This is a genomic window from Stenotrophomonas sp. LARHCG68 (assembly GCF_052871705.1).
This window is the reverse complement of record NZ_JBIXJV010000002.1, coordinates 625,539-641,252: the sequence shown is the minus strand read 5'-3', so window position 1 is coordinate 641,252 and position 15,714 is coordinate 625,539. Positions and strand designations below refer to the sequence as shown.

General features: G+C 68.6%; 10 protein-coding genes. 6 read left to right on the top strand and 4 right to left on the bottom strand.

Translation table 11 applies throughout. From position 1 onward, the window contains the following. The first annotated feature begins 196 nt into the window (after window positions 1–196). A complete protein-coding gene (locus tag ACIPR8_RS10330; RefSeq protein WP_446540964.1) occupies window positions 197–2,689 on the top strand; it encodes a methyl-accepting chemotaxis protein in 2,493 nt (830 codons plus the stop codon). A gap of 261 nt (window positions 2,690–2,950) precedes the next feature. Here the strand turns inward: ACIPR8_RS10330 and ACIPR8_RS10325 are convergent, their stop codons facing one another. Then, entirely contained in the window at window positions 2,951–3,616 is a 666-nt protein-coding gene (locus tag ACIPR8_RS10325; protein ID WP_132863961.1) for a response regulator transcription factor, read from the bottom strand. A gap of 174 nt (window positions 3,617–3,790) precedes the next feature. After that, entirely contained in the window at window positions 3,791–5,734 is a 1,944-nt protein-coding gene (gene acs / locus ACIPR8_RS10320; RefSeq protein WP_132863959.1) for an acetate--CoA ligase, read from the bottom strand. Between the two features lie 239 nt (window positions 5,735–5,973). Here acs and ACIPR8_RS10315 point away from each other — a divergent pair, with 239 nt between their 5' ends. The 5 genes from ACIPR8_RS10315 to bla all read left to right on the top strand — a co-directional run bounded on the left by ACIPR8_RS10315 (window position 5,974) and on the right by bla (window position 13,596). Beyond that, a complete protein-coding gene (locus tag ACIPR8_RS10315; RefSeq protein WP_192287133.1) occupies window positions 5,974–7,413 on the top strand; it encodes a DcaP family trimeric outer membrane transporter in 1,440 nt (479 codons plus the stop codon). Window positions 7,414–7,563: 150 nt separating this feature from the next. Beyond that, window positions 7,564–7,881, top strand: coding sequence for a DUF485 domain-containing protein (locus tag ACIPR8_RS10310; RefSeq protein ID WP_192287132.1), 318 nt, complete (start codon window positions 7,564–7,566; stop codon window positions 7,879–7,881). A gap of 38 nt (window positions 7,882–7,919) precedes the next feature. Continuing rightward, window positions 7,920–9,599, top strand: coding sequence for a cation acetate symporter (locus tag ACIPR8_RS10305; RefSeq protein WP_313255867.1), 1,680 nt, complete (start codon window positions 7,920–7,922; stop codon window positions 9,597–9,599). 176 nt (window positions 9,600–9,775) lie between these two features. Beyond that, the gene (locus ACIPR8_RS10300) at window positions 9,776–12,496 is read left to right on the top strand and encodes a TonB-dependent receptor domain-containing protein (protein ID WP_192287131.1); all 2,721 of its coding nucleotides are present in this window, start codon (window positions 9,776–9,778) and stop codon (window positions 12,494–12,496) included. 71 nt (window positions 12,497–12,567) lie between these two features. Beyond that, the gene (gene bla, locus ACIPR8_RS10295) at window positions 12,568–13,596 is read left to right on the top strand and encodes a class A beta-lactamase (RefSeq protein WP_132863951.1); all 1,029 of its coding nucleotides are present in this window, start codon (window positions 12,568–12,570) and stop codon (window positions 13,594–13,596) included. 11 nt (window positions 13,597–13,607) lie between these two features. On the opposite strand, the gene ACIPR8_RS10290 is transcribed toward bla, so the two are convergent. Next, the gene (locus ACIPR8_RS10290; RefSeq protein ID WP_192287129.1) at window positions 13,608–14,684 is read right to left on the bottom strand and encodes a helix-turn-helix transcriptional regulator; all 1,077 of its coding nucleotides are present in this window, start codon (window positions 14,682–14,684) and stop codon (window positions 13,608–13,610) included. A 235-nt stretch (window positions 14,685–14,919) separates the two neighbouring features. Beyond that, window positions 14,920–15,687 (bottom strand): AraC family transcriptional regulator, encoded by a 768-nt coding sequence (locus ACIPR8_RS10285; protein ID WP_192287128.1) that lies wholly within the window; start codon window positions 15,685–15,687, stop codon window positions 14,920–14,922. Window positions 15,688–15,714: the final 27 nt, after the last annotated feature.

Sequence of the window (15,714 nt, the reverse complement as noted above, 5' to 3'; positions counted from 1 at the left end):
ATTCTAGCATGGCCACCGCCCGGGCCCGTGAGGCCAGGCCGAACAGGCCACTGCAATACCCCTGTAACCGCCGTGTGGCCTGATGGGCGCCCGGCCCTGTGCCGCGCGCCGGCCCGGTTGCCCCGCGCCATCGGGTGCTCAAGAAACCCGTCTGCCGGCCGATCCCGAGGCATCCCCACGCCCGGAGTACCGGCCCATGAAGTTCCCCCTCGGTATCGCCCAGAAACTGCGCCTGAGCCTGTTGGCGCTGGTGATCGGCCTGATCGTGATCGGCTCGGCCTACGCTTGGCTCAGTGTCGGCATGCGCAACGCCGACCAGCGCCTGCAACGTTACCAGCAGGATGCCGCGCAACTGGAAGCGCTGGCCGCCGCGTTCGCCGAGGCACGGCGCGCACAGGCCGAGTATGCCATGTCGTTTTCCGCCGCCGCCGGCCAGGCCTTCGTCGCCGCCAACCACCGCCTGCAGGCCGCGCTGGTGCCGGCCAAGGGCGGTCCGGGCTGGAGCGAGGCGCTGGCCAAGCCGCTGCGTGCCTACGTCGAATCCGGGCAGGCGCTGGACGAGCGCATCACCGAACTCGGCCACGACGCCGACAGCGGCATGCAGGGCGAGCTGCGCGGTGCCGTGCATGAGGTGGAGAACCTGATCGCCGACTACCAGGCACCGGCGTTGCAGGTGTCGATGCTGACCATGCGCCGCTACGAGAAGGATTTCATCCTGCGCCGCGAGCAGAAATACGCCGATGAACTCAGCGCGCAGGTGATGCCGTTCGAACTGTTGCTGCAGTCCACGCGCATGCCCGAGGACGTGCGCGGGCAGGTGCGCGAGGCGATGCAGCGGTATCAGGGAACATTCCTGTCCTATGCCGCCGCGCGGTATGGCGCGGACAGTGAAACCCAGGCCATGGACGACCTCGCCGCACAGGTGGTGCCGGTGATCACCGGCCTGCAGCAGGCGCAGCGCAGCAGCCTGGCCCGGCAGCGCGACGAGCAGGCCGCGGCACGCCGCTGGATGGACGCCGCCTTCGCCGCCACCGTGCTGGTGGTCGGCCTGCTGCTGGTGAGCCTGCTGGTGCTGCTGCTGCGCGCGGTGGAGCGACCGCTGGCCGATGCCGCCGCGTTCGCCCGCGCCATTGCCGACGATGATCTGGACGGGCGGCTGGTGGTCCGCAATTCGCACGATGAGATCGGACGTCTGGCCACCGCGCTGATGCAGATGCAGTCCAGCCTGCGCGAACGCATCGCCAGCGAGCGGTTGGCCGCGCAGGCCAACCAGCGCGTGCGCCAGGCCCTGGACGTGGCCAGCGCCGCGGTACTGGTCACCGATGCGCAGGGCAGGGTGGTCTATGCCAATCCGGCGCTGGCGCACTCGTTCGCGCTGGCCGATGTCGGGTGGGTGGTCGAGGCCGGGTGCGAACTGCAGGTACTGGGCGTGCAGGTGGAGGTACTGGCCCGGCAGGCGCTGGAGGAAGGCATCAGCGTCAACGCCGACGTGGCGCTGGGCAACACCGGCTTCCTGCTGCGGGTCAGCCCGGTGCTGGAGCAGTCGCGCGTGCTGGGGCTGGTGATGGAATGGCAGGACCGCCGGCTGGAGCGGGTGATCGTCAACGAGGTGGCGGCGGTGGTCGAAGCGGCCGCTGCCGGTGAGCTGCAGGGACGGATCGTGCTGGACGACAAGCAGGGTTTCGTCCACCAGCTCGGCGAGCGCATCAATGCCTTGCTCGACAGCGTGCAGGCCCAGCTGGGCGACGCCACCCGCGTGATCGGCCATTTCGCCCGCGGCGACCTGAGTGCACGCATGCGCGATGACGGCCGCGGCATCTACGCGCAGCTGCGGCAGGGGCTGGAAGTGGCGATGCGGCAGGTGGGCGGCATCGTCTCCAGCATCCAGCACTCGGCCGGCAGCGTGCAGGAAGCGGTGGACGACATGGCCAGCGGCACCGCCGACCTGTCCGGGCGGGTCGAGCAGCAGGTCAGTGACGTGCATGACGCGCTGGCGCGGGTACGCTCGGTGGCCAGCGAGGCCCGCGAGAATGCCGGCAGTGCGCGGCACAGCGCGGCGGTATCCGAAGCGGCCAGCGAGGCCGCCACGCGTGGCAGCGAGGCTACCGCCGCGGCGATCAGCGGCATGGAACAGCTGCGCGCGTCATCGCGGCACATCCGCGAGATCGTCGCCACCGTCGACAGCCTGTCGTTCCAGACCAACCTGCTGGCGCTCAATGCCGCAGTGGAGGCCGCGCGTGCCGGCAGCCACGGGCGCGGCTTCGCGGTGGTGGCCGGTGAGGTACGGATGCTGGCACAGCGCTCGGCCGAGGCCTCGCAGCAGATCCGGGTGCTGGTCGATGCGTCGCTGCAGCAGGTGGAGGCCGGTGCGCGGTTGGTGGATACCAGCGGTGAAGTGATGCACGACATCAGCGGCCGGGTGCAGCAGGTGGTGACGGCGATGGCGCGCATCGACGCCGGCTCGGAGCGCCAGGTGAGCGCGGTCGATGACGTGGAGCGGCTGTTGCGTCGCATCGGCGAGGGCACCCGGCAGAGCGGCAACGTTGCGCGCGCTTCCTCGCAGGCAGCGGCGGAAATGCGCGTGCAGGCGCAGGAACTGGCCGCTGCGGCGGAGCGCTTCGTGGTGGCGGCCGAGGCGGAGGCTGCGAAGACTGTCGCGGGGAACGGGGGGCTGCGACGGTCAGCGTGAAGAGTTGAGCGGTTGAGTGCCGGTGAGCAGTCGAGCAGTCGAGCGTCACCCCTCCCCGGCCCTCCCCTTGGCTGCGCCAAAGGGTGGGGGCGGTTCATGCGATCTGGCAGCGCGCAGCCAAGCCCGCTCTTGCCCCCTCCCATTGGCGCAGCCCAGGGGAGGGCCGGGGAGGGGGCGCTCTTGCTCTTGCTCCACACCCAAACCCAGCATCACCTGCCGCAGATCACAAACGCAGCAATGCCCCCGAACCGGCGTTGCGGCTCAGTCTTCTTCCGGCGGGACGACGATGGCGTCGTCGTCGATGGCCAGCTTGCCGGCCATCAGCACCGCCTGGGTGCGGTTGGTCACGCCAAGCTTGCGCAGGATGGCGGTGACATGGGCCTTGATGGTCGCCTCGGAGACGCCCAGGTCATAGGCGATCTGCTTGTTCAGGCGGCCGGCGCCGAGCATCTGCAGGACGCGGAACTGTTGCGGGGTCAGTTCGCGCAGGCGCTGCCCGACCTCGCATTCCTCATGGTCGGTGGGTGGCACGTTGTGCGCTTCGGCCGGGGCCCAGCGCTCGCCATCGAGGATGGTGCCCAGGGCATGGCCGATGGTGTCCGAATCGGCGGACTTGGGAATGAAGCCGCAGGCACCGTGGTCGAGCGCGCGGCGCATCACCTTGGGCTCCTCGCGTGCGGAGACCACCACCACCGGTAGCTGCGGGTGCAGCGAGCGCAGGTGCACCAGCGCGTTGAAGCCCTGCGCGCCGGGCATGTTCAGGTCCATCAACACCAGGTCGGCGTCGGGATGCTGTTCGGCCAGGGTGTACAGGGCCTCGACACTGTCCGCCTCCAGCAGCTGCACACCGGGGATGACGCGTTGCACGGCGCCCTTCAGGGCTTCGCGGAAAAGCGGGTGGTCATCGGCGATCAGCAGGGTAGGCATGGCGGAAATCGGAGTTGGCGGAGTAGTGAAACCCCTCTCCCTGCGGGAGAGGGGTAGGGGAGAGGGTACACAGGCCAAGCCCGTTGTGCGCTGCGCGCCTACCCGCATCCACCCCTTCGGGGCACCTTCTCCCGGAGGGAGAAGGTGAAGCCACGCAGCTTCCCGCACCCGCGGTTACCGCACCTTGCGCTCTTCCACCAGCGAGGCGACCACCGAGGGGTCGGCCAGCGTGGAGGTGTCGCCCAGCTGGTCCGGGGCGTTCTCGGCGATCTTGCGCAGGATGCGGCGCATGATCTTGCCCGAGCGGGTCTTGGGCAGGCCCGGGGCCCACTGCAGGTGGTCCGGCGCGGCGATCGGGCCGATCTCCTTGCGCACCCAGGTCACCAGCTCCTTGAGCAGCTCGTCGGTCTGCGGCTCGCCGGCCACCAGGGTGACGTAGGCGTAGATGCCCTGGCCCTTGATGTCGTGCGGGAAGCCGACCACGGCCGCCTCGGCCACCTTCGGGTGCGAGACCAGCGCGCTTTCCACCTCGGCGGTGCCGATGCGGTGGCCGGAGACGTTGATCACGTCGTCGACGCGGCCGGTGATCCAGTAGTAGCCGTCCTCGTCGCGGCGGCAACCGTCACCGGTGAAGTAGTTGCCCGGGTAGGTGCGGAAGTAGGTGTCGATGAAACGCTGGTGGTCGCCGTAGACGGTGCGCATCTGGCCCGGCCAGGAGTCGCGGATCACCAGGTTGCCCTCGGCCGCGCCTTCCAGTAGTTCGCCGTCGGCGCTGACCAGGGCCGGCTGCACGCCGAAGAACGGCAGCGTGGCCGAGCCCGGCTTCAGGTCGATGGCACCGGGCAGCGGCGAGATCAGGATGCCGCCGGTCTCGGTCTGCCACCAGGTGTCCACGATCGGGCAGCGCGCATCGCCGACCACGTCGTAGTACCAGCGCCAGGCTTCCGGGTTGATCGGTTCGCCGACGCTTCCGAGCAGGCGCAGGCTCGTGCGCGAGGTGCGCTTGACCGGCGCCTCGCCCTCGCGCATCAACGCGCGGATGGCGGTGGGCGCGGTGTAGAAGATGGTGACCTGGTGCTTGTCGATCACCTCCCAGAAGCGCGAGGTGTTGGGGTAGTTGGGCACGCCCTCGAACATCACCGAGGTGGCGCCGTTGGCCAGCGGGCCGTAGACGATGTAGCTGTGGCCGGTGACCCAGCCCACGTCGGCGGTGCACCAGTAGATGTCGTCCTCGCGCAGGTCGAACACCGCCTCGTGCGTGTACGCTGCGTACAGCAGGTAGCCGCCGCTGGTGTGCAGCACGCCCTTGGGCTTGCCGGTCGATCCGGAGGTGTACAGGATGAACAGCGGGTCCTCGGCGTTCATGCGCTCGGGTTCGCACTCGGCCGGCTGGGTGTCCACCACGTCGTGGAACCAGCGGTCGCGCGGGGCCTGCATGTCCACCGCGCCACCGGTGTGGCGCACCACCAGCACGGTTTCCACGGTGTTGGTGCCCGGCAGCTTCAGCGCGGCGTCGACGTTGGCCTTCAGCGGCACCTTCTTGCCACCGCGCAGGCCTTCGTCGGCGGTGATGATCAGCTTGCTGCCGCAGTCGCCGACGCGGTCGGCGATGGAGTTGGCGGCGAAGCCACCGAACACCACCGAGTGGATCGCACCGACGCGGGCACAGGCCAGCATCGCCACGGCGGCGTCGACGATCATCGGCAGGTAGATGGTGACGCGGTCGCCCTTCTTGACGCCGAGGTTGCGCAGCGCATTGCCCAGGCGGCAGACGCGCTCGTACAGCTCGCGGTAGGTGACCTTCTGCGCCGGGCTGTCCGGGCTGTCGGCCTCGAACAGGATGGCGGTCTTGTCACCGCGCGTGGCCAGCTGGCGGTCCAGGCAGTTCACGCTGACGTTGAGCTCGCCGTCCTCGAACCACTTGATGCGGAAATCGTCGAGCTGGTAGCTGACGTTGCGGATCCTGCTGGGCTTGACGTACCAGTCCAGCCGCTCGGCGGCCTTGGCCCAGAACGCGTCGGGGTTTTCCACCGATTCGCGGTACTGCTGCTGGTACGTGGTCTTGTTGATCCGTGCCTTCGCGGCGAACCCGGCATCAACGGGATAAACATCAGTCATGGCAACCCCTCACCTTTGCACTTGTAACCAATGAAAAGGCCTTGTCTGCGCGACAGGGCCGGACAACCCAAGTGTGCCGTATCCACCCCCCCGCGCGCTGCCCCCCGGATTAGACGATGGTCGAATGCACGCCGACTTACGACTAATGGCGAATAGCCGCCCCGTGCCGGCCGACCGCACGCTGGCCGCGACCGTGCAGCTGGTGCGGCCGCAAACGCCAGTCGGGAGAGAGACTGAAAATGAATACATCCGTGTTGAAGACGGCCCGCCGTCCGCTCGCCGCCGCGCTGCTGGTTGCGCTGGTCGCGCCGGGCATGGCGTGGGCCGAGACGGCCAGGGAGAAAGCGCTCGAAGCGCGCGTGGCCGAACTGGAACGGCAGGTGCAGTTGCTGGTGTCCACCCAACAGCAACAGCAGGGCGTGATCACGCAGACCCAGACCGACGTCGGCCAGGTGCGTGCTGCGCAGGCCGACCTGGCCGCACGGCCGGCGGCGACGGTGCCGGCCGGCAAGCAGCCGATCCAGGTCACCAGCATCACCCCGGGCGCGACGCCGGGCACCACGTTCAAGTTCGGCGGCTTCATCAAGGCCGACTTCCTGGCCACGCGCACCGGCGACGGCCAGCTCGCCGACGACGCCACCGGCCGCGCGCTGTACCTGCCGGGGCAGACGCCGGTGCACGGTGCCGGCGGCTCGGGCAAGGCCTCGGACGTGGACTACAACGCGCACGCCAAGTTCTCGCGCTTCAACCTGGGCGTGGACCACGTGGCCGAGAACGGCGACAAGGCCGGTGCCATGGTCGAGATGGACTTCTTCGGCAACTCGCTGGGCAACCAGACAGCGACCAACACCTACGGCGTGACCCTGCGCCATGCCTACATGTACTGGAACAACTGGCTGGCCGGCCAGACCTGGTCCAACTTCATGGATGCCGCGTCCATCCCCGAGGCGGTCGACTTCGTCGGCCCGACCGACGGCGTGGTGTTCGTGCGCCAGGCCCAGGTCCGCTACACCAACGGCGGCTTCAGCGTGGCCCTGGAAAACCCGGAGACCACCACCCTCACCGGCACCTACAACCCGGGTACGGGCAAGTGGAACGTACCGTCGGTGGTCAACTCCGACCGCGGTTCGCTGCCAGACCTTACCGCCCGCTACGGCTGGAAGGGTGACTGGGGCACGTTCGGCGTGGCTGGCCTGGTGCGCCAGCTCAAGGTCGACAACCAGGCCACCGGTGCCGATGCCACCAAGGTCGCCGGCGGCGTGACGCTGGGCGGCAAGTGGGTGATGGGCGACAGCGACAGCCTGCACTACCAGCTCACCGGTGGCGAAGGCATCTCGCGCTACATCGGCCTGGGCATCACCGCCGACAGCGGCTACGACGCGATCCGCGACGAGATCGACCCGACCGGCGTGGTCGCCGCTTACGTGGGCTGGCGCCATGCGTTCTCGCCCAAGCTGCGCACCAACCTGATCTACGCGCGCAGCGACTACGACAACGATGCCTCGATCACCGGCAACCTGGTGACCAAGAGCGTGCAGTCCATCCGCGGCAACGTGTTCTACACCCCGATGCCCAAGGTCGATATCGGCGCCGAGCTGATGTACGGCGTGCGCGAGATCGAGAACGGCCAGAAGGGCGACATCAGCCGCCTGCAGTTCACCACCAAGTACAGCTTCTGATCCCGCGGTGCCGGCATGCAGGCCATGCCGGTACCGTCTGCAGGAATGTAGTCCGTACCATCTCCCTACCCCCACGGGGAGCACTCATGTCACCGCCGAGGCGCGTACCCCGCGCCGGGGCGCTCGTATTCCCACGTCTGGAGAATCCCGATGAATGCTTCCGTCGATCCCCGTGTTGAGCGGATCGCCTCCAATCCGCTCTACCAACGCCTGCGCAAGGTGCGCAACCGGCTTGGCTGGACCCTGACCGTGCTCATGCTGCTGGCCTACTACGGCTACATCGGCCTGATCGCCTTCGACAAGGCGTTCTTGGCCACGCCGATCGCCGCGGGCAAGATCACCACCGTGGGCATCCCGATCGCGCTGGGCCTGATGGTGTTCACCATCCTGATCACCGGCTTCTACGTGCGCCGCGCCAACAAGGAATTCGACCAGCTGACCCAGCAGATCGTGGAGGAGACCCGATGAGCCATTCCTTCCTGCGATCGGGCGCGCTGCTTGCACTGATGGCAGCCAGCGGCGCCGCCCTGGCCGCCGGCGGCGACATCGGCCAGACCGTGCGCCAGCCGACCAACTGGACGGCGATCACCATGTTTGCCGTGTTCGTGCTGGCCACGCTCGGCATCACCAAGTGGGCGGCCAAGCGCACCCGTTCGGCATCGGACTTCTACACCGCCGGCGGCGGCATCACCGGCTTCCAGAATGGCCTGGCCATCGCCGGCGACTACATGTCCGCCGCCTCGTTCCTGGGCATCACCGCGGCGGTCATGGCCAATGGCTACGATGGCCTGATCTACGCGCTGGGCTTCCTGGTCGGCTGGCCGATCCTGACCTTCCTGATGGCCGAACGCCTGCGCAACCTGGGCCGCTTCACCTTCGCCGACGTGGCCGGCTACCGCTTCCAGCAGAAGCCGATCCGCATGTTCGCCGCCTCCGGCACGCTGGTGGTGGTGCTGTTCTACCTGATCGCGCAGATGGTCGGCGCCGGTGCGCTGATCAAGCTGCTGTTCGGCCTGGACTACTGGGTGGCCGTGGCGCTGGTCGGCGTGCTGATGATGGTCTACGTGCTGTTCGGCGGCATGACCGCCACCACCTGGGTGCAGATCATCAAGGCCTGCCTGCTGCTGTTCGGCGTGACCTTCATGGCGCTGATGGTGATGTGGAAGTTCAACTTCAGCTTCGAGGCACTGTTCAGCGAGGCGGTGCGGGTGAAGACCCAGATCGCGGCCAATGGCGGCAAGAGCGCCGAGGAAGCGGCCAGTGCCGGCCTGGCGATCATGGGCCCGGGTGGCTTCGTGAAGGACCCGATCTCGGCGATCTCGTTCGGCATGGCGCTGATGTTCGGCACCGCCGGCCTGCCGCACATCCTGATGCGCTTCTTCACCGTCCCCGATGCCAAGCAGGCACGCAAGTCGGTGCTGTGGGCCACCACCTGGATCGGCTACTTCTACATCCTGATCTTCATCATCGGTTTCGGTGCGATCGCACTGGTGCTGACCAACCCCGAGTACGCCGACCCGGTGACCGGCACCATCCAGGGCGGCCCGAACATGGCGGCCGTGCTGGTCGGCAAGGCGGTGGGCGGCAACCTGTTCATGGGCTTCATCTCGGCGGTGGCCTTCGCCACCATCCTGGCGGTGGTGGCCGGCCTGACGTTGTCCGGTGCCTCGGCGGTGTCGCATGACCTGTACGCCACCGTGTTCAAGCAGGGCAACCCGCCGCCGGGTTCGGAGCTGCGTGTCTCGCGCATCACCACCCTGGTGCTGGGCGTGGTCGCGGTGCTGCTGGGCATCGTGTTCGAGAAGCAGAACGTGGCCTTCATGGTGTCGCTGGCCTTCGCCATCGCCGCCTCGGCCAACTTCCCGGTGCTGATCCTGTCGCTGCTGTGGAAGGACTGCACCACCCGTGGCGCGGTGATCGGCGGCTTCCTGGGCCTGGCCTCGTCGCTGCTGCTGACCCTGCTGTCGCCGTCGGTGTGGGTAGACACGTTGGGCAACCCGGCCGGCAGCGCGCCGTTCCCGTACACCAGCCCGGCGCTGTTCTCCATGACCATCGCCTTCGTCGGCATCTGGCTGTTCTCGGTGCTGGACAAGAGCCGCAACGCACAGCAGGAACGTGCGGCCTATCCGGCGCAGGAAGTGCGTGCCGAGACCGGCATCGGTGCCAGCAAGGCGGCCGAGCACTGATAATTGGTAACGTTTGAAACAACGGCCGGCGCTTGCGCCGGCCGTTGTCGTTTATGGGTCGGCTATGGGGGTTTTCCCTGATGCGGGGTCGGAAGACGGCTTCCTAAGATGCGGACAAGGGGAGTTCCGCATCACAGGTCCGTCGTATCCACTTCCAGCCGTCTGCGAGGAACCGTATGTCGTCTCGTATCGCCAGAACCGCGTTGTCCACGGGCATCGCCCTGATCCTTGTCGGAACGATCCCCGCCGTATCGGCCCAGAACGCAGACACGCCACCGGCGCCGGCCGACGGCAAGGTGGTGGACATCGCCAGCGTCAAGGTCACCGCCTCGGGCTCGCGCATCGACCGTCCCGGCTTCAACGCGCCCACGCCGACGGTGAAGGTGACGCCGGAGGAACTGCAGCTCTCCACCCACACCAACATCGCCGCCGCGCTCAACGACCTGCCGCAGTTCCGCGGCACGGTGTCGCCGCAGACCCACACCACCGGCGTGGACGCGGCGCGCGCGCCGGTCGACCTGCGTGGCCTGGGCACCAGCCGCACGCTGGTGCTGCTGGACGGGCGACGCTTCTCCAGCGACAACGACCTGGCCGCGATCCCCTCGATCCTGATCAGTGGCGTGGACGTGGTCACCGGCGGCGCCTCGGCGGCCTGGGGCTCGGGCGCGGTCAGCGGCGTGGTCAACGTGCAGTTGGACAGCCAGCTGGTCGGGACCAAGGTCGACGTGCAGGGCGGGGTGTCCTCGCGTTCGGACAACCAGAAGCAGTACGTCTCGGCGGCCACCGGCTTCGAGGTCGCCCAGGGCCGTGGCCATGTGGTGATCGGCGCGGAGGCGCTCAACAACGACGGCGTGATTCCCAAGACCTCGCGCCGCTGGCTGGGCCGCACCGCACAGCTGTCCAATGGCGACGGCACCTACACGATGGTCGGCGACGTGGGCTACGGCAACGCTGCCATCGGTGGCCTGATCACCAGCGGCGTGCTGGCCGGCATGGCCTTCAACCCGGACGGCAGCCTGCGTCCCTTCCCCGGCTATACCGGCGCATCGCTGATCCAGGGTGGCGAGAGCCCGAGCAACGATGACATCAGCTCGCTGATGACGCCGCAGCGGCGCTACAACGTGCTGGGGCGGCTGTCATGGAACCTCACCGACAACGTCGGCCTGACCGTGGACGTGCGCCATTCGCGCAGCTGGAACCGCTTCCCGTGGTTCGGCGACCACAACCGCGGCACCGGGCTGCGCCTTGGCGTGGACAACGCGTTCCTGCCGGCGGCGGTGCGCGATGCGATGGAAGCGGCCGGCGAGACCAGTTTCACGCTGGGCCGCTTCAACAGCGACTTCGCCTTCCCCGACATCGACTATGACCGTCGCACCACCCAGTTCACCGTCGCGCTGGATGGCGTGGTGGGCGACAACTGGCGCTGGGGCGGCTACTACAGCCACGGCGACAACCAGTCCGACCTGGCCGCGCCGGGCTTCCTGCTGACCAGCAACTACCGCGACGCGGTGGACGCGGTGATCGATCCGGTCAGCGGCAAGGTGGTCTGCCGGGTGACCTTGACCAACCCCGGCTCCGGCTGCGTGCCGATCAATCTGTTCGGCCACGGCGCGCCCTCGGCCGAAGCGGCTGCCTACGTGACCGGCACGCCGCGGCGCATGACCAACACCCGGCTGGACACCGCCGGCCTGGACCTGCGCGGCGAGCCGTTCTCGCTGCCGGCCGGCGAGGTATCGGTGGCGGTGGGCCTGGAGGCGCGCAAGGAGCAGATCGATCAGAAGGTGGGCGCGCAGGACCTGGCCAAGGCGTTCAGCACCTGGAGCTCCTCGCCGATGGCTGGCAGCTTCACCGTGCGCGAGGCCTTCGCCGAGGTGGCCGCGCCGCTGCTGCGCGACGTGCCGGCGCTGCGCGACCTGCAGGTCAATGCCGCCGCGCGCTTCAGCGACTACAACAGCTCCGGTGCGATCTGGTCGTGGAAGTACGGCATGACCAATGAGTTCTTCGATGGCTTCCGCGGCCGCTTCACCCGCTCGCGCGACATCCGTTCGGCCAACCTGTCGGAGATGTACACCACCAGCACCACCGGCTGGTCGACCATCAGCGACCCGCTCACCGGCACCTCGCTCAGCGCACTGGTGATCGGCGGTGGCAACCCGCGCCTGGACCCGGAGAAGGCCGATACGCTGACCGTCGGCTTCACCTGGGCACCGGCCCGTGCCCCGGGCCTGATCATGTCGGTGGACTACTTCGACATCGAGATCAAGGACGTGATCACCCAGGTGTCGGCGCAGGAAACCGTGCTGCGCTGCATCGCCGGCAACCAGGCCATGTGTGGCCGCGTGGTGCGCGACGGCAACGGCGAGATCGAGCGGATCAACTCCAACTACGTCAACCTGGCCGAGTACCGCACCAACGGCGTGGACGTGGACCTGATGTACAGCCTGCCGGCGGCCACGCTGTTCGCCGCGATGCCGGGCCAGTTCCACGCCCGCGTGCTGGCGACCTGGGTGGACAGCCTGACCACCTACGACGGCAAGAACAGCTTCGAGTACGTCACCTCGCAGGGCCTGACCGGCGGCTCGGGCGTGCCGCGCTGGCGCGGCAACGCCACCTTCGGCTGGCGTGGCGACCGCTATTCGGCGCAGGCGCGCGCGCGTTACCTGTCCGCCGGCGTCTACAACAACCAGTTGCAGCTGACCAACGGCGACATCGGTTCCTACGTGTACTGGGACGTGGGTGGACGCATGCGCCTGCCGATGTCCGCGGACCGCGAGTTCGAGATCTACGCCGACATCAGCAACCTGTTCGACAGGAAATCGCCGCTGGGCGCGGTAGGCTCGCCGTACTACGACGTGGTCGGCCGCTACTACACGCTGGGCGCCCGCATGCGTTTCTGAGCCTGGTCGCGGCGGGATGATCGTCAGTCCCGCCGCGGCGCTTCCCGTCCCTGGAGGAAACCCCCTTGAACATGACCCGTTCCGCTTCCCCTCGCCGCCTGCATCCGCGCCGTCCGCTGCTGGCTGCCGCGTTGCTGGCCAGCCTGTGGCTGCCCGGCACGCTGCTGGCGCGCAGCGCACCGGCAGCGCCGCTGCAGGCCGAGGCGCAACGCCTGGCCAGCCTGCTGCCCGGGGGCGAGCTGGGTGCGGCCATCGTGCACCTGGAAAGCGGACGCAGCGTCTACATCAACGGTGATCGGCCGTTCCCGATGGCCAGCACGATGAAGGTGCCGGTGGCGGTGCATATCCTCGCGCTGGTCGATGAAGGCACGCTGTCGCTGCAGCAGCAGGTCACGCTGAAGGCCGATGACATCTATCCGGAGATGGGCGGGCCGATGGACCTGCACCTGAGCGCCGGTTCGGCGATCACCGTGCGCGACCTGCTGCACATGATGATCACCGTCAGCGACAACAACGCCACCGACATCCTGATCCGGCTCGGCGGCGGCACTGCCGCGGTGGACGCGCGCATGCGCGCGCTGGGCATCGACGGCCTGCGCGTGGACCGCTACATCTGGGAGCTGCTGGCCAACTACCGTGGCAACGCTGCCTCGCAGGCCCAGCCGATGGGCCCGGCCGCCTACGCCGAGCTCTCGCGCGGCGAACGCAGCGAGGAGCAGCGGCGCAGCCACACTAACGCCTGGAACGCCGACCCGCGCGACACCAGTACCGCACGCGCGATGACGTTGCTGCTGGAAAAGACATGGAAGGGGCAGGTGCTGAGCCCGGCCAGCCTGGACGTGCTGCAGGCGATCATGCGCGATACCCGCACCGGCACCGCGCGCCTGCCCGGCATGCTGCCGCGCGACACGCCGGTGGCGCACAAGACCGGCACGGTGGGCGACGTGATCAACGATGTCGGCGTGATCACCCTGCCGGGCGGACGCGGCCATGCGGTGATCAGCGTGTTCGTGCAGTCGCGCGCCAGCAGCCAGGAGCGCGACGCGGCCATCGCCCAGCTGGCGCGGGCGGCGCATGACTACTTCCTGTTCGTGCCCTGAGCGCGCGGTGCTCAGCAGGCGGTGCTGAGCAGGCGCACCAGCTGGGCGCGGTGGCCGACGTCGAGCTTGCGGTAGATCGCGCTGATCTGGCTTTCGATGGTCTTGCGCGAGCGGCTCAGGTGATGGGCGATCTCGTCGTTGCGCAGGCCATCGACGACCAGCTCGGCCACGCGTTGTTCGGTGGGCGAGAGCTTGGACCATACCGGCCGCTGGCTGCCCGCCGGCGCGGCCGTGGCCAGGCACAGCAGGTACAGCGGTTGCAGTGGATGGGCCGGCAGCTGTGCTTCCAGGCGGATGTGCAGCGCCTTGCCCGGACATCGCGGGTGGCTGACCGTCGTGCTGCTGCCGGGGGCGACTGCGCCGGGGTGGCCGAGCCAGCGGCGCAGTTCCGCGGCGATGACATCCGGCAGTCCGGACCGGTCCGGTTCCAGCCAGTCGGCGCACAACCGCTGCGCCGCGGGGGACAGGCTGATCGGGTGCAGCTCGTGGTCGAGGATCAGCTCCGGCAGGCTCTGCCGGTCGAGCAGTGCCTGGTAGACGCTGCGGCGTTCGTCGCGCAGTGAGCGCAGGCGCTGCAGTCCGGCGGCCATCAGCGGGTGCAGCTCGTCCAGGAACTGCTGGTGGCCGTCGGTGATCTGTTCGTGGCCTTCGCGCATGCGGATGCTCAGCACCGCTTCCAGGCCGTCCTCGCCCCAGAACGCCATGTGGATGAACTCGTGCCAGCCCGGCGCCGGGTTCTGCGCGCGCAGCCGTTGCCGCGCCTGTGCATCGCCGGAGGCGATCTGCGACAGCGTGTACCAATGGATGCGCGGATGCTGCTGCAGGTAGGGCGCGGCCACGTCCAGGCTGCGCAGGGGCGGTGGCAGGCCGGAAGGCGTCTCGCCGAGGAAGTGCAGGCTGCGCTGCGGCTGGTAGCCGCAGGTGATGTCGTACATCAGCGTGCACGAATGGCAGGGCAGGCGTTGGCTGACCAGGTCCACGCAGGCGCGCCACAGGGCATGCATGTCCAGCGCCCGGAGCATGTCCTGCTTGGCTTGTACCGGGCAGGCATCGGGATTCACCGCGATGTCATGTTCACGTCCGACCATGGTGTTGCATGTCCCCGAGCCATAAAACGCAGCGGCCGTGACCGCTGTGATCCCCGTACGTCGTGCCGCGCCAGATGTCCGGCCCGGACAGGGGCCGGCATGGACCCTTCTAGCACCCCGTCGCGCGGGCAGGCAAGCCTCGCCCGGGCGGGCGTGGCGACGCTGGGGGCGGGGACGGCAGGGTGGGGCAGCGCGATGCGCTCGTGCGTGCAGCTGCCGGGCCGGTGGGTGCGCCTCAGCCGGTGAGCTCGGCCATGCGGCTGTCCGGTGCCGGTTCGGTCATGCCGAAGCGTTCGTCCAGTGCCCGGTACTCGCTGGGCGTCATGCCGACGGTGGCCTTGAACTGCCGCGCGAACGCGCTCTGGTCACTGAAGCCGCAACGCTGGCCGATGCCGGCGATGCTGCCCTCGCCGCGCAGCAGCCGCATCGCCATCTCGATGCGCAGCTTGATCATGTACTGCTGCGGGGTGAGCTGGAACACGTGGCGGAAGTGGCGCTCCAGCTGCGCCAGCGACATGCCCGCGCGTTCGGCCAGCTGCGGCGTGCGCAGGTTGGTCTCGAAATGCAGCTGCATGTGCGCCACCACCTTGTCGAGCTGGGCGAACGCCGAGTGGCGGCTGTTGGGGCGGCCGAGGTCGCGCGAGACGCCCATCAACCCGGTGATGGCGCCATCGGTGTACATCGGCCGTTTCAGGGTGAGGCACCAGCCCGGGCGCCGGTTCGGGTACAGGTGCACTTCCAGGCGGTCGGCGATCGGGTCGCCGCCGAGGACCTGCTGGTCCTGCAGCAGGTAACGGTTGCCCAGCGGCGCGGGGAACACCTCCAGCGGCGAGCGCCCGATCACTTCGCCACGCTTCTTCCTGCCCAGTCGCTGCACCAGGGTGAGGTTGCAGTGCGTATAGCGCCCCTGCCGATCCTTGATGAAGAACACGGTGTCGGGAAGTGCATCGAACAGGTCCTGCACATCGCTTGAGGAGTGGCGTGCATCCAGGGGCGTCGTCATCACGGTGGCGGCCTTCAGGGTGGCGTG